22 protein-coding genes and 1 pseudogene are annotated in these 23,148 nt (G+C 38.7%); 9 read left to right on the top strand and 14 right to left on the bottom strand.

Translation table 11 applies throughout. The features are described from left to right. Window positions 1-493: 493 nt before the first annotated feature. From MSVAZ_RS20885 to MSVAZ_RS10870, 3 genes are read left to right on the top strand one after another with little or no spacing between them, the layout of a single operon-like run. Window positions 494-1,018 carry a tryptophan transporter gene (locus MSVAZ_RS20885; RefSeq protein ID WP_048120912.1) on the top strand — a complete coding sequence of 175 codons (525 nt, stop codon included), beginning with the start codon at window positions 494-496 and terminating at the stop codon, window positions 1,016-1,018. Continuing rightward, the gene (locus MSVAZ_RS10875; RefSeq protein ID WP_048120910.1) at window positions 1,015-2,592 is read left to right on the top strand and encodes an ABC transporter ATP-binding protein; all 1,578 of its coding nucleotides are present in this window, start codon (window positions 1,015-1,017) and stop codon (window positions 2,590-2,592) included. The genes MSVAZ_RS20885 and MSVAZ_RS10875 overlap by 4 nt, the downstream gene beginning before the upstream one ends. Next, window positions 2,589-3,371 (top strand): energy-coupling factor transporter transmembrane component T family protein, encoded by a 783-nt coding sequence (locus tag MSVAZ_RS10870; RefSeq protein WP_048120907.1) that lies wholly within the window; start codon window positions 2,589-2,591, stop codon window positions 3,369-3,371. Before MSVAZ_RS10875 ends, MSVAZ_RS10870 begins: the two co-directional genes overlap by 4 nt. 1,632 nt (window positions 3,372-5,003) lie before the next feature. Here MSVAZ_RS10870 and MSVAZ_RS10860 read toward each other — a convergent pair. The 3 genes from MSVAZ_RS10860 to MSVAZ_RS10850 form a co-directional block, all read right to left on the bottom strand. Continuing rightward, window positions 5,004-6,656 (bottom strand): AMP-binding protein, encoded by a 1,653-nt coding sequence (locus MSVAZ_RS10860; protein ID WP_048120903.1) that lies wholly within the window; start codon window positions 6,654-6,656, stop codon window positions 5,004-5,006. Between the two features lie 108 nt (window positions 6,657-6,764). Next, complete coding sequence (locus tag MSVAZ_RS10855) at window positions 6,765-7,208, bottom strand: acyl-CoA thioesterase (RefSeq protein WP_048120901.1); 444 nt, start codon at window positions 7,206-7,208, stop codon at window positions 6,765-6,767. 103 nt (window positions 7,209-7,311) lie between these two features. Then, window positions 7,312-7,890 carry a helix-turn-helix domain-containing protein gene (locus MSVAZ_RS10850; protein ID WP_048120899.1) on the bottom strand — a complete coding sequence of 193 codons (579 nt, stop codon included), beginning with the start codon at window positions 7,888-7,890 and terminating at the stop codon, window positions 7,312-7,314. Between the two features lie 977 nt (window positions 7,891-8,867). Here MSVAZ_RS10850 and MSVAZ_RS10845 point away from each other — a divergent pair. Further along, the gene (locus MSVAZ_RS10845) at window positions 8,868-9,344 is read left to right on the top strand and encodes a GNAT family N-acetyltransferase (protein ID WP_048120897.1); all 477 of its coding nucleotides are present in this window, start codon (window positions 8,868-8,870) and stop codon (window positions 9,342-9,344) included. A gap of 13 nt (window positions 9,345-9,357) precedes the next feature. Here the strand turns inward: MSVAZ_RS10845 and MSVAZ_RS10840 are convergent, their stop codons facing one another. The 11 genes from MSVAZ_RS10840 to MSVAZ_RS10795 form a co-directional block, all read right to left on the bottom strand. Beyond that, window positions 9,358-10,455, bottom strand: coding sequence for an NADH:flavin oxidoreductase (locus MSVAZ_RS10840; protein WP_048120895.1), 1,098 nt, complete (start codon window positions 10,453-10,455; stop codon window positions 9,358-9,360). A 139-nt stretch (window positions 10,456-10,594) separates the two neighbouring features. Then, window positions 10,595-11,569: a hypothetical protein gene (locus MSVAZ_RS10835; protein ID WP_048120893.1), complete on the bottom strand. Its 975-nt coding sequence runs from the start codon at window positions 11,567-11,569 to the stop codon at window positions 10,595-10,597. 263 nt (window positions 11,570-11,832) lie between these two features. Further along, a complete protein-coding gene (locus tag MSVAZ_RS10830; RefSeq protein WP_048120891.1) occupies window positions 11,833-12,657 on the bottom strand; it encodes a hypothetical protein in 825 nt (274 codons plus the stop codon). Between the two features lie 252 nt (window positions 12,658-12,909). Next, a complete protein-coding gene (gene msrA / locus MSVAZ_RS10825; RefSeq protein WP_197078762.1) occupies window positions 12,910-13,455 on the bottom strand; it encodes a peptide-methionine (S)-S-oxide reductase MsrA in 546 nt (181 codons plus the stop codon). A gap of 132 nt (window positions 13,456-13,587) precedes the next feature. Then, window positions 13,588-14,172 (bottom strand): YbhB/YbcL family Raf kinase inhibitor-like protein, encoded by a 585-nt coding sequence (locus MSVAZ_RS10820; RefSeq protein ID WP_048120889.1) that lies wholly within the window; start codon window positions 14,170-14,172, stop codon window positions 13,588-13,590. A gap of 304 nt (window positions 14,173-14,476) precedes the next feature. Next, the gene (locus MSVAZ_RS10815) at window positions 14,477-14,683 is read right to left on the bottom strand and encodes a hypothetical protein (RefSeq protein ID WP_048120887.1); all 207 of its coding nucleotides are present in this window, start codon (window positions 14,681-14,683) and stop codon (window positions 14,477-14,479) included. Between the two features lie 136 nt (window positions 14,684-14,819). Next, the gene (locus tag MSVAZ_RS20365) at window positions 14,820-14,978 is read right to left on the bottom strand and encodes a hypothetical protein (RefSeq protein WP_157206073.1); all 159 of its coding nucleotides are present in this window, start codon (window positions 14,976-14,978) and stop codon (window positions 14,820-14,822) included. A 193-nt stretch (window positions 14,979-15,171) separates the two neighbouring features. Next, on the bottom strand, window positions 15,172-16,050 hold the full coding sequence (locus tag MSVAZ_RS10810; protein WP_048120885.1) for a DUF362 domain-containing protein: 879 nt from the start codon (window positions 16,048-16,050) through the stop codon (window positions 15,172-15,174). A gap of 278 nt (window positions 16,051-16,328) precedes the next feature. Continuing rightward, a complete protein-coding gene (locus tag MSVAZ_RS10805) occupies window positions 16,329-17,528 on the bottom strand; it encodes a potassium channel family protein (RefSeq protein ID WP_048120883.1) in 1,200 nt (399 codons plus the stop codon). A gap of 206 nt (window positions 17,529-17,734) precedes the next feature. Continuing rightward, on the bottom strand, window positions 17,735-18,226 hold the full coding sequence (locus MSVAZ_RS10800) for a magnesium transporter (RefSeq protein WP_048123914.1): 492 nt from the start codon (window positions 18,224-18,226) through the stop codon (window positions 17,735-17,737). Between the two features lie 83 nt (window positions 18,227-18,309). Continuing rightward, complete coding sequence (locus MSVAZ_RS10795) at window positions 18,310-18,936, bottom strand: magnesium transporter (RefSeq protein WP_048120881.1); 627 nt, start codon at window positions 18,934-18,936, stop codon at window positions 18,310-18,312. A gap of 608 nt (window positions 18,937-19,544) precedes the next feature. Between MSVAZ_RS10795 and MSVAZ_RS21845 the strand changes: the two are divergent. The 5 genes and pseudogenes from MSVAZ_RS21845 to MSVAZ_RS21840 form a co-directional block, all read left to right on the top strand. Continuing rightward, a pseudogene (locus MSVAZ_RS21845) lies at window positions 19,545-19,610 on the top strand (SHOCT domain-containing protein); the annotation flags it as partial. A gap of 329 nt (window positions 19,611-19,939) precedes the next feature. Beyond that, window positions 19,940-20,635, top strand: coding sequence for a hypothetical protein (locus MSVAZ_RS10790; RefSeq protein WP_232316065.1), 696 nt, complete (start codon window positions 19,940-19,942; stop codon window positions 20,633-20,635). A 965-nt stretch (window positions 20,636-21,600) separates the two neighbouring features. After that, window positions 21,601-21,831 (top strand): Lrp/AsnC ligand binding domain-containing protein, encoded by a 231-nt coding sequence (locus MSVAZ_RS10780; RefSeq protein ID WP_048120875.1) that lies wholly within the window; start codon window positions 21,601-21,603, stop codon window positions 21,829-21,831. A gap of 531 nt (window positions 21,832-22,362) precedes the next feature. After that, window positions 22,363-22,773, top strand: coding sequence for a hypothetical protein (locus MSVAZ_RS10775; protein ID WP_048120873.1), 411 nt, complete (start codon window positions 22,363-22,365; stop codon window positions 22,771-22,773). Further along, entirely contained in the window at window positions 22,769-22,927 is a 159-nt protein-coding gene (locus MSVAZ_RS21840) for a hypothetical protein (RefSeq protein WP_082091103.1), read from the top strand. Before MSVAZ_RS10775 ends, MSVAZ_RS21840 begins: the two co-directional genes overlap by 5 nt. The last annotated feature ends 221 nt before the right edge of the window (window positions 22,928-23,148 follow it).

Below are 23,148 nucleotides of genomic sequence, written 5' to 3'. Positions count from 1 at the left end.
GATTCGGTGAAAATGGAATATAAGTATTTTCTTCAAATTGCATGTATAAAAGTAAATTTCACATATTTATGGTAAAGTTAAAACTTAAACCAGGTCTAAAAACACGCTCAGAAGACACATTCAACTTCAAAACTGTATAATAAAACGGCCACATGGAAAAATTATCACATATTTTTCGGATTGGAAAATTCTCCCTTGAATTTGAAGAGGATACAGATCTAAGTATACTATAGGCTACTAAAAAGTATAACGTAGGCTACTAAAGCATAAAGTTTATATATTAATGTACATTATTATGCTCTGTAGTACTAAGTTGTGGCATTGAATTATCGAGTTTAATTGAATTATCGAGTTTAATTGAATTGTCGAGTTTAATCGAATTGTTGAGTTTAATCGAATTGTCGAGTTTAATCAAATTATCGAGTTTATAATCACAGTAATTCAGCTTACAGGAGAATTTCCCGAAGAGGATTCACAGGATGTGTGGTTTTTTATGAAATCTCAGGATATTGCCATTGTTGGAATCTTGCTTGCAGTCGGCGCAATAGTGCGCTATTTATCCCTTGTAATTCCGGGCCCTATCGTTTCAAATCTTGTAATAGCGTTTTACTGCCTTGCTATTATCCTTGTGATGCCCACATTCACAGAAGTCATAGGTATTGGGATTGTAGCAGGCATAGTTTGCGCACTTCTCAGTCACTCAATATTTCCACCTGCAAACCTTATCAGTGAGCCTGTGGGGGCCGTTGCCTGCCTGGTCACGTACAAAAGTCTCAGGAATAAGTTTTCACTTTCTCCTGCCCCTTCAACGCTGGTAGGAACTTTGATTAGCGGCTCAACATTTGTAGTCGTTGCGATGATTCTGGTCGCTCCTGCGATCCTGTCCAAGTTCGCAACCATGGGAGCTTTTGTAGCTGCTATAATCCCGATTGTGGGATTAACTGCGGTCGCCAATGCCATCATTGTGCAGATACTTTACCTGCCTGCCTCAAGGGTGCTTGCCCGGGGGAGAGCATGATAGTACTGAAAGATTTTTCATATACCTACAGAACAGCTGAAACCCCTGTCCTGAATAAAATTAACCTTGAGGTTAGACAGGGAGAACTGCTTCTGGTTACCGGGCACAGTGCAGCCGGAAAGACAACGCTTGCCCTTGCTATGGCAGGCATCCTGCACCATGAAATCGGGGGCAAGACCGAAGGAGAAATCATTTTTAAAAACCGGAACGTGAAAAGTTTTAACGGCATGAAGGAACTGAGCCGGCATATCGGGATGGTTTTTGACGATGCGGAATCACAGTTGATCTTCACAAGTGTCGAAGAGGAAATCCGTTCGGGACTTGAAAATCGAGGATATTCCAAAAAGGAATTGATGAACAGACTGGAAGAAGTAATGGAATTATGCGAAATCAGCCACCTGAAAACCCGAGCACCACATACTCTTTCTGGTGGGCAGAAGCAAAAAGCCGCACTTGCAGCAACCCTTGCCCTCGATACCGAAGTCCTTATCCTTGACGAAGCTACAGCCGAACTGGATACAAAGGCCGTAAGAAGAATCTTTTCAATACTGAAACGGCTGAAAGAAGCCGGGAAGACTATCATAATCATAGACCACAACATAGACGATTTCCTTGAAATTGGGGATCGGGTCGTGCTGCTTGAAAAAGGCAGAATAAAAGCTATAAAAAGTCCGGCTGATTTTTCAGCATCTTCTCTTACAGCATCTTCTCTTACAGCATCTTCTCTTACAGCATCTTCTCTTACAGCATCTTCTCTTACGGAGTCTTCTCTTGCTTCTGAACAGGAAATTTCTGAAACTGATCGACAGGCCCATTATATTTCTCAGAATAAGGGAAAGGAAATGCAGCCCATTATTTCTGTAAGAAATCTCACACAGCGTTACGGGGAAGTCCTGGCGCTCGATAGCATAGACCTGGAAATTTATCCCGGTGAGCTCGTTGCTGTGCTGGGTGAGAACGGTTCAGGCAAAACAACCCTTGTCAAGCATTTTAATGGTCTATTACATCCTTATTCCGGAAGTGTAATAATAAAAGGCCTTGAAACTTCAAAAACTCCTGTAAACGAGCTTGTCAAACACACCGGGCTGGTTTTTCAGAACCCGGACAATATGCTTTTTGAGGATACCGTCGAAGCAGAAATTGCTTTCGGATTAAATAACATTAATATAAAAGGGCTTGAGGCTGAAAAAGCAATATCCGATTCCCTTGAACTTGTAAATCTTGGCGAAAAACTAAAGGTTTTTCCCCGTAACCTGAGCAGGGGAGAAAGGCAGAGGCTGGCGGTTGCCTGCGTAATTGCCATGAAGCCCGAACTGATCGTGCTCGATGAACCTACAACAGGCCTGGACGCCGAAGAATCGGACAGTATGATGCAGCTCATGAGAAAACTTCAGCAGGAAGGGCACACAATAGTCATGGTGACCCATAACATGCAGATAGTAAAAGACCACGCTGAGAGGATTATTCGCATGGAGGCCGGAAAAATCGTTGAAGATACTCGCAGGGGAACTGCAGGTAGAGAACAGATGAACAGTGAACAGGTGAGCAGAGAGCATGGAGGCATTTGTGCATGAAGGAGATTATGCAGTACATTAACAGTGACAGCTTTTTACATAGAATGAATCCACTCTCCAAAATTACGGCTGTCGCAGGAATTATAGTTCTGAGTGTTTTTACAACGAATTCCATGTGCCTGGCCCTTATAGTACTGGGAATCTTTCTGGTGTCCATCAAAGCCCGACTCCATCATGAACTTCTCAGACAGCTCAAGCTCCTTGTTTTTCTGAGTGTAAGCCTGATTCTGCTAACGGTCTTTACCATGAAAAGCGGAGTAACCCTGGGTTTTCTTATCCCGGCAGGAACTCTTACTACCAACGGGATTTTTCCAGTCACTACCGGAGCTCTGGATTTTGGAGTGGTCCTTTCCCTCCGATTCTTTGCAATGCTCTTCGCCTTTCAGCTTCTTGTGGTCACAACAAGGCCCAGTGACCTCATGAAAGCCCTTCTGGAAATCCACATCCCTGTGGATTATGTGCTTATGTTCGTAATTGCCCTTCGCTTCATCCCGAGCCTGCAGGTCGAAGGTCAGCGTATTCATGAAGCCCAGCTTGCAAGGGGCTATAACCCAGGAAAAGGGCTTCGTGGAAAGGTAAGGAGTATAAAGCCGCTTCTTGTGCCCCTGGTGGCAAATTCTCTTGGAAGGACCCAGGTCCTCGGCCTGACGATGGATATGAGGGGATACAGGGACAGACACAGTGTGGACAACAGGCTTGCCTGGAATAAGGTGGACTTTGCGGCCGTGGGCTGTGTGGCGCTTATGGGAATCGGCGTAGTGCTTACAGGACTGATATAAATTATCCTCCAAAAATGGGGGAAGTCGAAATATCCAGTCCTTCTCAAAAATTCTCACTTTTCTTTCTGGATTCGCCGCTTTTATACAGAGTCTGCCACTTTTTTGAAAATATCCCATGTATGTGGCTTATTTGCCTGATTTTAAGACCTGATAAGTCACAGAAAAAGTTGAAGCTTATATTTCCTGATTTCAAGATTCAGGAGGGATTTTATGCTTCGTAATATAAACCGGCTCTATCAGATAAGAAGGCTATTCAACTTTTACCCCAAGAAAAAAAGGAAAAAACTCACTTGATGTATCGTGGGCTAGCTGTTTTTTCAAGTCCCATCAGCGGTTATAAGTTAAATATCGGACTTTTATTCTCATTAGAGGCATTTAATATCTTTGAACTTTCTAGAGACCAGGTTTCCGACTTTGAGGGTTGAGACTGAGTATTTGTTCTACTGTTGAATCAAAATCTGATTTGGTGCCTTTGCCAAATTTTAAAAAAACTGATCCTCTAGTCGAAATGTTTCGTTTAATTCCTGCAATGTTTCTCAGTACATCGATTTTTGGAAAAGTTAAGAATCTTAATTAAGAACTTTAGTTAAAATTTATATTTTAGTTAGGAGTTTTCTAATTGCCCTATATTGCTAATATTATTATAAAATATTTTCAAATAAAAAGTATGATCACAAAATGACCAATATTTGTTAGTGTAGACACAAATAAAAGTGACTCATCAAAGGACTTAAATAGAATAGGACAGTTATTGATTGTTTGAAAGATTTGAAAAGGTGAGGGTTGGGAAATAGTAAAAATTCAAAAGCTGAACTTCAACCGGGGGAAACTGGGAGAAAAATTAAACTATTTGTACGATTTATGAAAATTAATAAATTGTGCGAAGAGTTTAGTTAAAAATAGTTTATTAGTCAAAATAGTTTATTAATCAAAATAGTTTATTAATCAAAAATAGTTTAAGTACTTCAAATTAAGTTAAAAGTTGGTCATTGATTGAGAGCCCTCTTTTGATGACCCCTGGGCTCTCAATCGGTGAAACCCCCTTGAAGAATACTCCCTCATATTCTTCATCTAGTTGCAAGAGAACACAGTGCAGACATTAATTGGTTGTGGTGATTGATTGAGAGCTCCTTTTGATCCCTGAGCTCTCAATCGATGAAACCCCTACAGAAAAATTCCCCATACGCTATGCACAAAGGTGCACTATTGCGCTTCTCTTACAACTACACCTTCTAATGCTGAAATCGTATATATAATAAATTACGTCAAATATTCAATTGCCTATCGTTTTTGTATTATCATACACTTTTTGATATGAGAACAAATTAAAATGCCCTTCAAAAATGTAATCAATATTTAAAATTTGATAACATCTTATTTTTTAATGGCTTTGAAATTTTAGAGCAAAAGAATCAATGGATTGAAAAAAGAATAACGAGTTGAAAAAAGAATTGACGAATTGAAAAAAGAATTAACGAATTGAAAAAAGAATTAACGAATTGAAATAAAATTAAAAAAGAAAATTGACCTGAATGGCCGATAAAACAACCTGTGTGGTTAATGACAACTGATTAACTTTTTATGATATGAGTTCAAGAGTTGTCAATAACTGTCAATGGCTACTGCCTTTAATCAATTGCTATCTTTCCCCTGTTTATTAATAAGTTCTGCAGCCAGTTCCCTTAGCCTATACTTTTGAATCTTACCGCTTGCTGTCAATGGGAATTCGTCTACAATGAATACATGCTTTGGAACCTTATAGCGAGCGATTTTGCTTAAGGCATAATCCCTTATATCGGCTTCTGTAAGGTCTGCCCCTTTCTTGAGAATCACAAAGGCGCCTACAATTTCCCCGTATTTTTTGTCGGGGATGCCAACAACCTGGACATCTGTAATTCCTGGCATGGTAAGCAGGAGTTCCTCAATCTCCCTGGGATAGATATTTTCTCCTCCCCGGATAATCATATCCTTAATCCTGCCTGTAATCCTGTAATAACCATTTTCGTCACAGGTTCCAAGGTCTCCACTATGAAGCCAGCCGCCTTTATCGATAACTTTTTTCGTTTCTTCAGGCATCTTATAGTAACCTTTCATTATATTATACCCGCGACAGCATATTTCTCCTACAGTGTTTGAAGGCACAGGCTCATTGGTATCGGGGTCGACAACCCTGACCTCTACGCCCGGGAAATGCTTACCAACAGTTTCGACCCTGAGTTCTAGAGGATCATCCACAGCAGTTTGAGTCATACCGGGAGAAGCTTCCGTAAGCCCGTAAACACTGGTAATCTGATAGCAGTGCATATCATTTACGACCTTTTTCATGGCTTCCACGGGACAGGTCGAACCTGCCATAATCCCTGTCCTGAGAGAAGATAGGTCGAACATGTCAAACATTGGATGCGTATATTCGGCAATAAACATTGTAGGCACGCCATAAAGAGCTGTACATTTCTCTTTGTGTACCGCAGCAAGCACTAATAGAGGGTCAAAAATCTCAAGCATAACAAGCGTTGCTCTGTGAGTCAGAACCGCCATAACTCCGAGTACTATCCCAAAACAATGGAAAAGTGGTACCGGAAAACAGAGTTTGTCTACATAGGTGAACCTCTGGCGGTCTCCGATAGAAAGCCCATTATTCAGGATATTTTTATGGGTCAGCATGACTCCTTTAGGAAAACCTGTCGTACCTGATGTATACTGCATATTGACAACATCGTCACAGTCAACACTGGCCATAATCTCGCGGAGATTGTCATCGGGATAATGGCTGCCAAGAAGCAGAAGCTCACTTGTGTTATACATACCACGGTGTTTTTCCTGTCCTACGTAGATTATACTCTTAAGATAGGGAAAGTTTTTGCTTTTTAATCTCCCTCTCTCAGAGGTTTTTAGCTCAGGGACCAGTTCATTAATTATTTCTAGATAATCAACGTCTCTATAGCTATCAATCATAGCCAGGGCCTTCATGTCGGACTGTTTTAACACATATTCGACCTCATGGCTCTTGTAGGCAGTATTTACAGTAACAAGTACTGCTCCGATCTTTGACGTGGCAAACATGAAGGTAAGCCAATCAGGAACATTTTTTGCCCAGATTCCTACATGATCCCCTTTTGTTATCCCTATAGCTAACAGCCCTTTTGCAAGGTTATTAACCCTTTCATTGAACTGCCCATAAGTAAAACGAAGGTTGCGGTCAGGATAAATTATAAACTCGTGGTCAGGGTCTACAGCCACCTGTTTTTCAAAGTAATTACCGAGGGACTCTTCTATAAGATTCATTGTATTAGCCTCTCACTTGAATTATCAACTTTTTAGAGACGTTGATTTGCGAACAGAGAAGTCTCATGTGCTCTAAAGTTCGGTTTGCAGGCAGTCAGTTAAATAAATTCAAATTGAGCAAGGGGAATCCGTGTCCGTTTCAGCATTATCCATCGCAGGAAACATATGCGTGGTCAGAATTTCGCGGATTGGATCAGGAAGGGGCATTGCTTTCTGGAGCTTGAAGTCATAATAAACCAGGACTGCCTGACCTTTCACCTTGAGCTCGCCCTCCTGCCACGCCTCATGCCCGACAGTAAATGAGCTGTTTCCTATCTTTGTAATGAAAGTTCTTATCTCCACGTCCGACCTGAAATACATCTGGTGCAGAAAATCAAACTCGGTCCTGACAAGAATCAGGTGCCATACATCAGGGCTAAGATCAAGGTCCGGTGAAAAAAGCCGGAATACTGAGTTTCTTCCAATTTCGAACCAGACCGGGAGGACAGTGTTATTCACATGCCCAAGCCCGTCTATGTCCCCAAAGCGCGGACTAACAATTGTACTGAACATTTTTGATTCCTTAACTCTAAATACTTGCGTTTAATTTCTCAAATCTGGAGTTTCCAGCCAGTTAAAAGTAAGTGCCCACTTTCTCATCTACCTGACTGCGGCTTTACAGAGGAGCATAGATCACAGCTAGAATTTTTGCGTCCTCTTTCCCTGCTGCGTGGACATCATGCGGGATAATTGAGTCATAATAAATACTGTCTCCGGCGCTTAGCCTGTGGACGTCCTTTCCGTAGAAGATCTCGATTTCCCCGGAAAGGATATAAATAAACTCCTCTCCTTCGTGAGAAGAGGGCTGGTGACTTTCCTCGGGAGACGGATGAATATCAATGATGAAGGGCTCCATATTGCGGTCTGCTTTATCGGAGGCAAGGGAATAAAACTCAAGAGCACTTTTCCTGGGTTTCTCAGTCTTCCCCGAAAAACGGACTACATTCTCTGACAGCCCTGCCCTGACAATTACAGGTCCGCTCTGGGGCATATCGTCCAGAAAAGTACCGAGGCGGACGCCTAAAGCCCGGGCAATCTTTAAAAGAGGTGTTAAGGAAGGGACCAGGGCTCCGTTTTCTAGCTGCTGGATTAACTCCTCGCTGCTCTGACTGGCTTCAGCCAATTCTTCAACGGTCATTTCCCTGGCTTCTCTAAGCTGGCGTATCTTACTACCGACACGGTTCTCTTCTGACATTCTTACTTTCCTCACAAATATTTTAAGGTAGCAGACCCGGCAAAAATATAAACCAGAGTCCTGTTAATTGCCTGGAAGGCTTATCTCTTTTGTATCCATCTATTATAAAAAAATATCTTTAATGGCTGCCCTTATTATAAAATCGCGATGATAAAGATCACGCTAAACTATTAAGTTCGGCCTGGAACTATAATAAAGGAAAAGTAAACCGGACTGATCAAAAGTAACTCTTGAAAACCGAGTAATTTTTTGAATGATATCTATTTTTGCTTTATATATCCTGAATATGTTTTTGCTTTCATATATCGAATATAACATAATAGCTCTCTAATGCTATTTATATAAACAAAGATATATTATCGAGGTCCAAATATGATTTATTAAATTGTGTGAAGGTGTTATGAGAACTAATTCTGGACATCGTCATAAAACTAATGTTTAAAAGTTTTGTATCTCTGAAGCTCTAATGTGAGCAAATGAAACATTGGTTGTAAGGGTAATTGAGAGTAAGAGATATTTATTTCAGTTGAATACCCAGCTAGCTTGCTGTGGAGTGCGCCACCGCAACTTTTATTATTCAAGGCAAGTTGCTCTAATCCAGAAAACTTAAAAAATTTGTCTTAAATATTTATAATGAAACATAAGTGTGCATAGAAAGTATGACGTCCAGATTAACTATACACTGTCTGAAACAAGATGTAAAGAGTAAAACAAGATGTAAAGAGCAAAACAAGATGTAAAGAGCAAAACAAGATGTAAAGAGCAAAACAAGATGTAAAGAGCAAAATAAGATGTAAAGAGCAAAACATGATATGAAGAATAACAACAAAAATTCTAGAACATGATTTAAAATAGGCAAAGACCAAAAACGAACTGTACATAAATAGTATTTTTGAGGAGTTGAACTTATTAATAAGGTAAATGAGCAAAAAATTAATGTTCGATCAATTAAGAAAGATGAAGAAAATATCGCGAGAATGCTTGAAATTGATTATGATGCTTTTGATGAGAATATACTTAGTAACTGGTCTTTGGTACCTTATCTAAGATATGGACACGCTTTCGGTCTCTTTGCGTGTAACTCCTTGAAAGGTTTTGCTATATTTATGAAAGAATGGGATAATCCCAGATTTGCTTATCTATTAGAGATAGCAGTAGAGAAAGAAAGCCAGGAAAAAGGATATGGATGTTATCTCTTACTACAATCTCTAATTCACCTGAAAAAGAACGGATTATCTATTGTTTTCTTAACTGTTGATCCAAACAATTTACGAGCCCGGCATATTTATTGTGACAAATTTGGATTTAAATGTGCAGAATATCGAAAGAATGAATATGGACAAGGGCGTGACAGATTGTTTCTTCAGTTAAACCTGGAGAATTGGATTCCAGTTCTTGATGAACACTCTTCCCTGGAACCTAAGCCATTAGGTGAAGGACTCCGGGAGGAGTAGTTCACTCCAATCTTTACTCAAACTGGAAATTGCAGCTTATGCCCTCAGGATCAAAACAAAGGTTGCATGATACGCACCTTGCTTTTTTAACCTTCCCTGATTTGAATTTCGGAACAATGTCAGGTTCACTGATAAAGGCTCTGCTCATTGAAATCAGGTCTGCAGACCCGTTTTCAAGCAGGTCATTAATAACCGAAAGCGACCTGATGCCGCCAACAAGAATAACCGGAATGTTTACTGCACTTTTTATTGCTTTAGAGCAATCCTTGAAATATGCTTCTTTTGCAGGGTTATTGATTGCAGTCCTTATAGTTACCCCACCAGCTTCACCGATTCCTCCGCTTACCTCAATTGCGCAGACTTCAGCCTTTTCCAGAAGCATTGCAATTTCTACTGCCTGGTAAATATCAAGTCCCAGTTCAGCCTTTGAACAACAGGGCTGGAAGCCATCGGTTGCATTCAGTTTGACCAGAATGGGAAAAGAATCTCCAGCCTCTTCTTTTATGCGCCTGACAATTTCCGTGACTATCCTTGACCGGTTTTCTACCGAGCCTCCCCAGCGGTCAGTCCGCCTGTTCGTATAGGGAGATATGAAATTACTTAAGAGAAAGCCGTGGGCACAGTGAAGCTGTACTCCATCAAAACCCGCTTTTTTCGCCCTGACCGCCGCTTTTGTAAAAGCTTCGATTACTTCCAGGATTTCCTGTTCGGTCATTTCTCTCGGCACGACTGCCGAATGGCTGTCTTTTACTTCCGAAGGAGCCATTGGGACCGGATATTCATCCGAAACACTTGCCTGCCGCCCTCCGTGAACGATCTGGAGCGCAATTTTGCTTTTGTACCTGTGCACCCTTTCGGTTATCTTCCGATAGGGTTCGATAAAACGGTCATTATAGATGCCCTGCTGGTAGATATCACTCTGCCCGCCCGGAAGGACATAGGAATAGCCGGTTATGATCAGCCCGACCTCATTTTTTGCAAGCTCTTCATAAAGGTCTCCGAGCCGGGAAGTGGGCGTTCCGTCTTCTTCAGCCAGAAATTCGTGAGTTGCGGACCTTACAAATCGGTTCTGAAGTTCCAGGTTGCAGATAGTGATAGGGTCAAAAATCATGAGGAAAAATAGGATAAGGGAAGGTAAATAATTATCTCGACCCTTGAATAAAGGACTTGAATAAAGGAAATCTTGCATTAGGAATAAAGTTCTTTTCAACTGCAGCAAGAAAAGAAAAAGAAAAAGAAAAAGAATTTACTCAGGAAATTTCACTTACGAATTCAATAGGGTTATCCGGATCGTCACGGATATTGAGATAAATTTTTTCTGAACCACCTAAATTAGCAGCGTAACTTGCCGTTACTCTTTGTTCAAAAGTAAATTTATTATCTAAAATAATTTTATACCTGTAGTATCCCGGTTCGACAGTTATTTCAGGCGAAAAGATTTCATCCTCAGGATTCATTGTGTAGTTTTCTTTGAATGCAGAGTTATTATAGAAATCCAAAAGCTCGATATGGATTTCATGGCTCTTCTTATCATTATTTTTCAGAGAAAATTCTAATGGATCTAAAGAGTGATTTTTCTTAATTTCTTCCTCTCCTCCTTCATTATAATACTTCCACAGAAGATGGACAATTTTCCCATCATACTTCTCGTCAGTTGAAGCAATCCCATATGATTGATTGAAAAAATCCACATTGATACAACCGTCAATTGACTCGTCTTTTACTGTGAAAAAAACACTACTTTGCGGCTTTCCTGCAATGTATCCCATATAAGAATTTACATTTGGCTTTTGAATCTCTCTTTCTTGAAGTTTAAGTTCATAGTCCTCTCCCATGAGGTCCAGGTTTACAGTTCCGTTCGAGGCTAACTCCCTGAACTTCGCAGGGTTCACTATTACAGTTTCAAAACTATCACATGATTCAGGAGCCACAATTGAATTCCTGTCAAATTTTATTTCTTTAAATATAGCGTTCTCATCAGTTTCCGACAAATTCTTCTTTGAATTTTCACTAACAGAGGTTTCCCTGATTTTGTCGATATCTGCTGTTGCTATTTTAAAACCGCCCCACTCTATAGGAGACTCAAGAAAACTGCTATTATTCTCTATTTTTAGAATCAGATTTTTATTATCAGAAATGACCCCGCTGTTTGAATCAGAAGGAACCGAAAAAATTACAATTCCCAACAAGATTAGAGCTGCAGTAATTATAATTATAACACGCATAACTTTTCCTCAAAAAGTAAGTATCATTACGAGATATATTAAACTTAGTCTATAAAGTATAAAAATAACTGAAATCTTGACTTTATAACCTATAAAATAAAAAAACTTAGAAAATGAATTAATACTTTAGCTTATATAAAGTAATATATATAAAGATAATATGCAGCTTTACTTTTATAGCTTCATATTATCCTTTATACGAGCTTCATATTACCCTTTATACGAGCTTCATATTACCCCTCATACGAGTTACAAAAATTTACTCAGGCAACTGTAATTCCGAACGTAACAGGGTTTTCTGGATCATCAGAAATGTAGATGTATAGTGTTTCTGAAGAACTAACATCAGCGGCGTAATCTGCCTGTATTTTCTGTTCAAAAGTAAATTTATTGTCCAGAATAATTTCATACCTGTATTGTCCCAGCTCGGCATTTATTTTCGGTGAGGAAATCTTTTCCTCAGGGTCTATTGTGTAGTTTTCTTTGAACACGGACTTATTATTAAAATCAAAAATCTCAATAGACATTACATGCTTTTTGAAATCACTGTTTATGAGGAAAAATTGTAAAGGATCAATTTCCATCTTTTCCATCTTTTCCTTTTCTTTTTCCCAATCTTGCATAAATACAATGTAAACTGTTTTGCCATTATATTTCTCATCGGCAGGTCTAATGTTATATGTCACATTCCTGGGTTTACCCAGCCCAACAGACCCACAAAAACTGTTTTTTTGTAAATATAAGTCAGCTCTACTCTCATTATACCCTACAACAGGCCCCGCATAAAAGTATTCATCTTCAGTGTATCTGGACGCCTCCTGGATTCGAATTTCATATTCTTCTTCCATTAATCTAAGAAATACATGTCCACTGTCTGCGGCCTTCCTGAGTTTATCAATATCTAGGGTTACTGTTTCAAAATCATCCAAATCTTTCGAGAACTCAAGAAAACTGCTGTTGTTAACCTCTATTTTTTGAATGATATCATTGTCGTCCGAGATGTCTTCATTGCTAGAGCCAGAATAAACAGAAAAAACGACAATCCCCAACAAAATTAACATTGCAGCGGCTAGAATTTTAAAACGCATAACATTGCCTCAAAATAACATTGCCTCAAAATAACATTGACTTAAAATAACATTGACTTAAAAATTAATGAGTTACTATATGTATTTGCTAGAATGTTTATCAAATTATGTAACAACACAAAAAGAGTTAGAAAAACAAAAAATATTCTATGAAGTAACAGGAACACAAGTTAAGCGCTATTCAGCTAAATGGCTATTTTAAAGGTTATTTTTTTGATTTAAATTGTTAAGTGGCGTTTTTCTTTTTGGGGTTTATTTCTTCAAACCTCGGAGTACATTCTGCAGAAAACCCTTTTTTTCAAAATACTGCTGATGATAATCTTCAGCCATATAAAACTCGGAAATCGGCACAATCTCAGTGACTATCGAATTTTTGAAAACCCCTGATTTTTCGAGCTTTTCTTTTGAAGCTAACGCCGCAGCTTTTTGCTTTTCGTCATGGTAAAAGATAACTGAGCGGTATTGCTTTCCGACATCAGGGCCCTGCCTGTCCTTTGTAGTGGGGTCATGGATTTTCCAGAAGACATCAAGTAAGGTTTCATAAGACACCACTTTCGGGTCGAAAATCACACGAACTGCTTCGGCATGCCCGGTATCGAGGGTGCAGACCTGTTCATAAGTAGGGCGTTCAAAATGGCCGCCGCTGAAGCCAACCGCAGTTGCAACTACACCTTTAACCTGCCTGAAAGCCTCTTCAATGCCCCAGAAACAGCCTGCAGCAAAGGTTGCTTTTTCCAGGCCGCTTCCGGGATTTTCGAAATAATCAGGATTCAATTCAGCTTTTTGCTTTTCTTCCACTCTGTTTCCCCCGTAAGAAAATTATGGCTCTTTGTTGTTTTGTGCGGCTATCCTCATAATGTACTCATAAAAACCAAGGACAGTCTTGAATTGAAAATCAACTTATCCATAGGGAATAGCGAAGAGCCAAAATTATTTTTTTCTGTATTTTCCCATCAACTCCCCTTCAGCAATAATATGCCCTATCATTTCATTTTCAAGGCTTTTTCTTACTGCTCCTGCTTTAAGGTCCAGATTCTTGTCCAGAGCATAGACCCGGAAGAAATACCTGTGAGTACCTGAGGGTGGACGTGGCCCTCCGTATCCAATTTCCTTGAAATCGTTTAAACCCTCAACCCCAGGTATACTATCTTCTTCTATTTTCGCCACAGGCTCTATGTTCCAGACAATCCAGTGTGTAAATGTCTTTTCGGGAGCATCAGGATCGTCTACTATGAGTACCAAACTCTCAGCCTTTTCAGGAATTCCTTCGAATTCCAGTGGTGGATTTATGTTTTGCCCATCACATGTGTATTTTTCTGGAATACTGCCGTTAGATACAAATGCGCTGCTAGAAACCTTTATACTTTGAATGTTCATGCTCTCATCCCCTTTACCGGTTTCGGGAGACTCCTTATTTACAGGTGTCTGGGTTTTCTCATTCTGGACACACCCCGAAATGAAAACCATTGCTGCAAACAAGAATATCAGAACAACTGTACCGGTCTTTCTGTTCATAGATGGCACCAGCTCCTGACAGCAGGAAAACTGCTCAACACTGAAATATTAAAGCTAAAGAGATATAACTTTAAGGCTTAAAGCTAAGGCTGGGCTATAAGCAATCTCAAAATATCGGTTTCAGCATAGTTAGATACCTGATTTGAAGCGTATACTCCTTCAGTAATTATTTCAAGCAAGAGATCTGGCAGGCACAAGGTTAGTTCCTCCGCTAACCTCGTCGTAAAGCCTTACATTAAATCTCAGAAGAAAAGCCCTGCAAGTCGTCTTCAGGAACTAATGATAAAACCCTGAGATAAGCAGTTTAGTCTTCCACATCAAGGGATTGAATAATATCGTGGACCGTAAGTTCTCCTTTAGCTACGCGCTGGACAAGTGGATAGATAAATGAGCAATCGTCCATTGCAGCCCAGCGTGCTTCTCCTACCCGCCTTACAACTTCATCCATTATTTCGCCACATTTCTTGCAGTATCTTCCTTCACTCTCTGCTCCACAGCTTTCGCATTTCATAAAAATTCCTCCATAATCTATGGGAACGTAGAAAATAAATAAATTATGGTAACGTGTGAGCATATTTGTACAGTCAGGATAAATCAGAGGCAAAAAAGGGAAATCGGAATCAAGATAAAATAAAATTACTTTAGAGTTACTTCAAAATTACCACAAGGCTGTTAACTATAAGGCTGTTAACTATAAGGCTGTTAACTATAAGGCTGTTAACTATAAGGCTGTTAACTATAAGGCTGTTAACTATAAGGCTGTTAAATGATTTTGGCTCTTCGTTGTTTTGTGTGGATATCCTCATAATTTTCTCATAAAAACCAATGCGGGCTTGAGTTGAAAATCATCTTATCCATACGGAATAGCGAAGAGCCGCCTTATTTTTAAATTCAAGTGGCAGGAAATTCGATTATTCGATTTATTGAAGCCTACATAGAGGCATACATGCCTTATTTTCCTGCCCTTTGCTATCTCCACCAAATGATTCCAGGACGCAATCAAGCAAGATTGGAAAGAATCTCTTCGATTTCCTTAACCCCTGAGCTTTTTACAGTTATTTCTTCCCTGCCGCGTACTCCTAGCCCAAGTTCTACCGCCCTTTTGATCTGGGGCTGGGACCAGACTGAATGATCCTGGATTTTCGGAACCGTACCAAGGGTTTTCAGGAGAGCAAGACCCGTAACATCGTTTGCGACCACATCCGAGCTTGCCAGCACAATACCAGGCTCTCTAAGAGTTCCAAGATCAGGGCCTCCGGTCACAAAGCATTTTGTTGCATCCGAAATATAGAAATCAGGCTTATAAATGAGATTTGATTCGGCAATCATATTCCCGAAAAGCGCGTCCATGTGCAGGCCGTGAGGAAGCTGTCTCCTGTCCGTGTCTGCAGTTATGCTAATCTGTGATTTCAAGCCCATGGTAAAGGTTGCAGTCCAGTGAGTTTTGATTACAGGAAGCGCAATCACATAATCCACCGAATCAAGAAATTCGGGAACATAAAAACCTACAGGCCAGGAAGAAGCACCATCAGGCTTCATATGATAGCGCTTCATGTGGTCAAAAGTAAGGATTTCGTCTGCTCCTTCTGCTTCCGCAGCCTGCCAGAGCCCAAGCTTCCTTAGCACCATTTCAGTATCCAGCGTGGTCATTGATTTCTCAGCAACAATAATTTTTTTAGGATTGCATTTTCTTGCTTCCCGTATAGCTCCCTTCAGGACCTCGGGATTTGTCGAACCCGGAGACGGATCTGCGGTGTTTGCATTTGGCCTGATCAGTACAGTAGATCCTTTTTTAATCCCAAGCCCTCCTGCAAGTTCTACTGCCACTCTTACGGATTCCAGAGTATCTTTGTTTCTTGAAAGCCCAATAACTGCCATACTCAAAACTCCCACATAGTAATATGTAGCCAGAAATATAAAAATATAGCCAGATATATAAAAACAGGGAGCTAGTAAGCTTCCAAGAAGTTACAAAAAAGTTACAAAAAAGTTACAAAAAGTTACAAAAAAGTTACAAAAAAGTTACAAAAAAGTTACAAATCAAAAATGATAAAATAAAAAATTTGTAAAATTATTCCGAAACTTTCATTTCAGGTTATATTTCCTGTGAATGAGCCTGTTCAGCAGCAGGAAAAAGTGAAAATTACCAAAGGGGATTACTGGTTCAGTTTACACTCACACATCTCTATAAGCGCCCCTTCTCCAATCCTTGACCCGCGTGCAATAAGCATATCTCCTGCCTGAACAACCGTATTGCCTTTCGGAGCATAGACCCAGCGGTCAGCCCTTTTTATTGCCATTACGTGCAGCCCGGTCTCAGTTTCAAGCTTCAATTCAAAAAAAGTCTTTCCGACTATAGGAGAGCATTTCTCTACCTGGAGCCTGGTTATGACTTCTTCGGAATTCCTGACTGCGAGGGTTATAATGGGGTGGAGTTCTATGTCCCTGAGCACAGTATCCGCAATTCCGTAGGCGGCATCGGAAATTGCTTCAGAGGCACTTGCAAGGTGGAGGATTCCCCGTAGCATGTTCACATCCTCAAAATGCTTTGCGGTTTCAAGCACCCAGTGCTGAAGTTCATATTTCATAGAGTCCATTTCGGACTCCAGGGCACTAACCTCATATGCAATATCCTCGTTGTCAAAAAGAATAGCAGAGTATGCAAGCCCTACTGAGAGTTCGGACATGTTCTTCATATCTACTATAATATCCACTGCATGCTCAAGGTCTTTTAAAAGCTTATTGTGCTCGATCTCCTTAGGTACGAATTTTTTTGTTGTGGCCATCTCGAAAAATAGCGTGACTCCTTCATCATGCCCTCTGGCAATCAAAACATCGCCTTGCCGAAGACGAGTTTCCTTGTCAGGGTCATAAATCCAGTCTTCGTTTCTCCTGATGGCAATAATCCACATGCCTGTCTCGATATCAAGCTCGAGGTCGCCAAGAGTGCGTCCTGCCATTGAAGATTCTGCGGCGACTGTTGCCCTGACTATGGTCTCTTCCGCATCCCTGAGGGCTATTTTCAGTTCCATCGGAATTCCCATATTCATGAGAACTATCTTGGCAATATCGCCTGCGGCATTAGCGATATTTTCCGAACACGCAGCAACCTGTAAAACTCCCAGGAGGCCTTCGGCCTCGTCAACCCTGCGTGTGCTTAACATCGCGGCCATTTTAATGTGATAATCGAGGGTATCCATCTTATCTTCAAGATTAAGTACCTCTTCAGCAACGTCCTCATCATCGTAAATCATTGCAGAGTATGCAAGGTCTACCATGAGTTCGGAAGTGTCCTTCATCTCAGTCAAAAGATCCTTAAGATTCTTTGGACTGTATCTGAATTCTTTAGGGAACATGGTCTCTAGATCAACTCTACCTTGTGCTGGTGTGTATGAGTATATACTAATAGTAATTATTAATTATTAATTATTACTTTTTGATTATTCAGGCTTTAAGAACCTGATTAAAATATAATATATTAATAATATTACAACTGATATTTTATTGAAGTATTTTATTGAAGTATTTTATTGAAGTATTTTATTGAAGTATTCAAATGTTTTTATAATATTTTTAAAAAGTAAAGAGCTATAAAAATTCCTGTAACCCCAACGAGGTCTCCAAGGCTTGCTATGAAAGGAATGACCGTATCATCAGGGTCTATCCCGAACCTGTGGGAAATAAAAGCTATGGCGACAGTTGCAGAATACACAACGACAAGCTCTATGATAACGGCTATGAGGCTGATTTCCAGAAGGGTGAGATAAGGCATCCCGAACCCCAGGAAACTGCTTGCCAGATAGACCAGTATACTAACAGAAATTGAAGAAACAAATCCTACGATTGCAGCTGCAATAACACTATTGTGTACGACCGGGTTACTCCTGAGATTATCTCCGAGCCCCATGTGGAAAGCCGATGAAAGCCGGGCTCCAAGCATGCTGCCGGTATCCCCTCCGATTTTGATAAGGGAAGGAATTAGAATCAGTATCGCTGGCATAGATATAAGGCTTTTTTCTCTTGAGTTAAGAAGCTGCCCTACAAGGATTCCCATTACACATGTGATTATAAGTACTGGTAGCCCTCGCTGAATGATACCATTGATTGTGTAGTAAGGAGTATGATGCCCTCTTTTCCTCAAAACATCACCACCAATTTGGCAGAGAGGAAAAGCATGAGCATAGAGACAATATCCCCGATAGTTGCAATCGAAGGCGTAACAACATTATCAGGATCAAAACCAAATCTGAACATTCCTACAGCCAGTAGAGCTGCAACAAAAGAGAGAATTACCCCGGATGTAAAGGCTGAAATCACACAGATAAGGGTAAGTTTTAAGACTCCGGCACTTTCAAAGCCCAGAGCAAGAGTTACAAAGTGACCGAGGATTCCGAGAATAAAAGCGGTAATAACACTCAGGATCAGGGAACCGGAGATATTATTCATTAGTTCGGGATTATGCCTGTCGAGATCTGTAATCAGCCCCAGATGAATTGCACTGCCAAGCCTTGAACCAAGGGTCGAGGAAATATTTCCCCTGAGCCCGAGCACTCCGGGATAAATCACAAGCAGTCCTGGGATCATTCCAAGTTCATCTGTCATTCCCGAAAGTATAATTCCTGCAACTACTCCCCCAACAGTAGCAATAAGTTCAAAGGGCAACGCCTCACGTACTATTGATGAAACACTCGCGTACTCGCTCAGGTATTTTTCAATATACTGGGACTCGAAAAGGTCTTCGTCCCTGTGAGACTCTGAGGGCATGCGCTTGTATTACACGCTGATAATATTAAAATAATCGCTAACTCTTAAAAAAGTCTGTCAAAAAATTTTCTACCTTTAGGCTCATAGGACTGGATAATAAATAAGTCGATGTGGGATGCTAACCAGCTCGATCAGTTTTTTTCGGTTTCCGGAAAAAAGATAAATAACTTGCAGCCGTTACCTTATAGACATGGTAATAGGGATCACAATGATAATAGTGAAAATGAATAAGGAATCACAACTAGTCAGATATTACTAAGAAATAAATAATAATAAATATAAAAATGTATCCTTAAATGGATATTTAGACTATGATAATATTCAAAATGGAAATTGTTTTGCCAGAAATATTGCAATTTCAACATTAGCTGGATTAGCTACAATTTGTCAGTTTATAAGAATGTATCGGGATAAACCTATAAATACGAATCTTTATATTAAATTTGAAAACAGCTAAAACAGCTTATTCTTAAATATCCCATATGAAAGAAAGGCATCTGACGTTGACAAAAAAATCAATGGCATGTTATCTGAAAAAAATATACCAGACTTTGTTTGATCAACCTAAATATAATGGTTTCAATTTAATTCGAAAATATAAATAGCTTTTTGATGATGGAATAATTACCCACGAAGAATTCCAAGCAAAGAAAAAAGAAATATTGGATTTGTAAGCAAGATATCTACCTTAGTTCCGCATTTTTAAGCACATAACTGTCGTCTGATATCGATACATGTGCTTAAACTTAAGCACATCATATGCAAGGTAAAATTATTAAATTGCAATTATCTGACCTCACATAAATATGGATAAGAATATATGCGCCTAAAAAGGCGGAAGTTAGGTATCTAATTTCAAACGAAACAGATTTTGTAAATTACGCTTAGATGTTCACTATAAAAAAAGGGATCTTCATTGTTCATTCTTGAGATATTTCAGAGCAGGAAGTTTCAGTATATACAGTTGGCAGTTATTCTATTTGCGATGTTGACAGTAATAATAATGCTTGCAACTTTTTTGTCTTACTTTTCTTTTCTTGTTTTCTCTTGCTCAGGTCAGAATTGTACGTTCGTAGATCTACCTTCTTTTGTTAACCAAAATTCATCACAATTTGTAAGCATATTCGCTAACACAATACTTACTTTAGGGCTTGTCATTTTCTCAGCACTTAGCTTATCATCTTCACAGGATGCGTTAAGACAATCAAAAAAAGAACAAAAAATAAAAGACATAGAAAACCGACTTGAGAAGTTCTACATACCAGTAGAAGACATAATAAATGGTAAATTGAAAAAAAATCGTGAACAAACAATAAACGGATGGCTACCAACTAATTATATTGGACTTAAAGACCTTAGAAAATACAGTTATCTAGCAGATAAAGAAACATACAAGGCATACGAGACATATATAGAATCAAATTGTCAAGAGACAAAAGAAATCACATGTCAAGATAAATATAGCAATAAACCCAAAGGTTTTACGGTATGCGAAGATTACAAGAGTGGTTGCCATCACCAATATGATAAATGTCCACATAATTTAGACTACTGCAAGCATTACAATGAATGCTCACCAAAAGACCAATCAGGTATTATACAAGACAATACTAAATGTAAATATTATATAAACTTAAAAGAGAAAATAGCAAAAGACATAGAAGATTACAAAAACGAGTTATTGAAGCTAAAAAAATAATATATGTGAGTAGAAGCTTACAGCATACTCAGAATCTTAACAGCTTTGTTACTTTTTTCATTGTTCATCGGTTAAGTGATGAATCGAGACAAATTGCGTCAATTATCTCAACATTAATTAAATATTTTAATAAATTATGATCTGGAACTTGGTGTCGATTTCATGTAAATAGGCTACAATTTAAGGTCGGCTTCTAATGCAAAATCGATAGCTTTCAGGCAAGAAATTCCTTAACCGATGAACAATGAAAATTATTATTTTTCTTTTCTGACTCCTTTGAATGGTTTCCCATCAGCTTTTACGTCTATAAATTGCCCCGTTGTAGTGTCACGCTTTACCCATTGATCAGTTGTTGGATTATACGTCTGTGATCTGTCTTTGACAGCTCCAATTCTTCGATTGTCGCCAGTTGGATTATTTTTTGCTATATAAATCACCTTATATTGAGATATTTGTTTCAGTAATAATATATAGTAACGTGCATATATTTAATACTTTCTGACTTTCCAGCATAATGTATAAAGTATCATTAAGCAATTATTATTTCTATATACAAAAAACAAGTCTCACAACCTATGAAGTCATTTTTGAAGATTGATGGATAGTGCAAATAATATTGATCTATTAAAGTAAAGCATTTCTTTCGAAATAAATAATATAATTATGTAGGTTGGTATATAAAAATAGTATTACGGGTGACCGCGCATCCTAAACTGGCTGTCCGACAATTGCTGTAAGTAATAATCAAATTCCTTCTTTTTCGAGATAAGAGTTTTACATGCCTTATATTTCACATGTTTTTGTTCTGAAATTGAATTGTCGGACAGCCTCTAGAGAAAGGGATATTCGTGATCCTCCGCATCCCAATGTAATAAATTAAAGAGTAGAGGACCAAAATCAGTTATATCAGTTTTTTTCGGTTTCCGGAAAAAAGATAAATAACTTGCAGCCGTTACCTTATATACATGGTAATAGGGATCACAATGGTAAATGTGCTGCCAGGTTATGAAAAGGCAGCATACCGAGAATTGAAGAACATCGAGGGGATTAAGGATGTTTACCATGTCTTTGGGGAGTATGACTTTGTAATAATAATAGATGTTGAAGACATGACTCTCCTGAACGACGTGGTAGACAGAGTCAGGGAAAGCGAAACTGTAATAACCACCAAGACAATTATCGGAGCAGAACTTTAATTCTCCGGCTTAAATATTAGTGCATTCTGCCAGAATAAAACAGAAGGAACGACAAAACGAAAGCAACATATTTTTTAGCATGTCATGGCTTTCTACCTTAACCTTTTATTGAGATCGAAACTGTTGGGTATTTTTCTTTTAAAAAATACTTAAACACATCCACGTGCTTGAAACAATTAGTGATGTAGAAAAATAACAGTGCTTCGATACTTTAGAATTACTTCTTATACTTTATGGAATGTCTTAAGTATATCAAATCCATAAACGTACATCATCAATGATGCAATACCAGGACGAACTTTATAGAAGTTTGCCTTTTTATATTTAGAATTGTTTTCTCTCGCTCTTCAAATATAAGATAATAGGATTCACGATTTAAACTACAAAACCAACAGCCTTAAACTCGTAACTTTCAAAACTTAAATTTCAACTATGATATCTATTGTACTTTATTTTGTATCATAAATATGTAATTCTTAATTAATTTGAGGTAAGATGATTACAAAAATTTAATTTAAAATGTGATATTTTGTGAAAGTACAAAAATTCAAATCTGAAGAGATTTTTGGTTTAGTGTTAGGCGCTGTATTTAGTTTTATTATGTTCAGGTTGTCTTTTAAGACGAGCGATGTATTACATTTTTCTAATCAAATAGTTATTTGGGTTAATATAGGTCTTACCATTTTCTTCATAATACTGGGGCATTATATAGTCTCCAGAAAAGTAATTGACGAAAAAAAGAGAATTGAAGACATAATAGGGCTTAAAAGTAATTTACTGGGTTTTTTCCTATGGCTTATTGTAATAATAATTGCAACCTTGTTGAAAATAGAAATTAATAAGACTGCGATTATATCAGGAGGTTACATTACAATACTTTTGATCACTCTTTACATGGAAAAGAGGGAGGTTAAAACACAGAGCCTTATGCAGATAAATTAATGAGAGCTATGTAGCCAATGGAATAATGGTGCATAATTGCAGATCTGCCCTCATTCTTGTTCCTAGATCTGCCCTCATTCTTGTTCCTAGATCTGCCCTCATTCTTGTTCTTATAACAATTAGGACTTACGCGGTTGAAACGAGAAATCGATAGCGTTAAACCTTTAACGGTCTAAAAAGAATCTCTGACTACACTGTTTATTGTGGTTGATTTTATATTTCAAGTGCGTAAATCTTAAACAATGAAATATGATAAGTCAATGCTCTTTGAGAATCGGGATTTTACAAAACAGATGAATCAAAACTTTGAATTTCTTGATACTAAAACAATTAGCATTAGATAACAGTAAACGCTAAAATCATAAAACACTGGAA

This window comes from Methanosarcina vacuolata Z-761 (assembly GCF_000969905.1).
Lineage (GTDB): Archaea > Halobacteriota > Methanosarcinia > Methanosarcinales > Methanosarcinaceae > Methanosarcina > Methanosarcina vacuolata.
The sequence above is the reverse complement of the archived record's forward strand: the minus strand, read 5'-3'. Positions and strand labels throughout refer to the sequence as shown.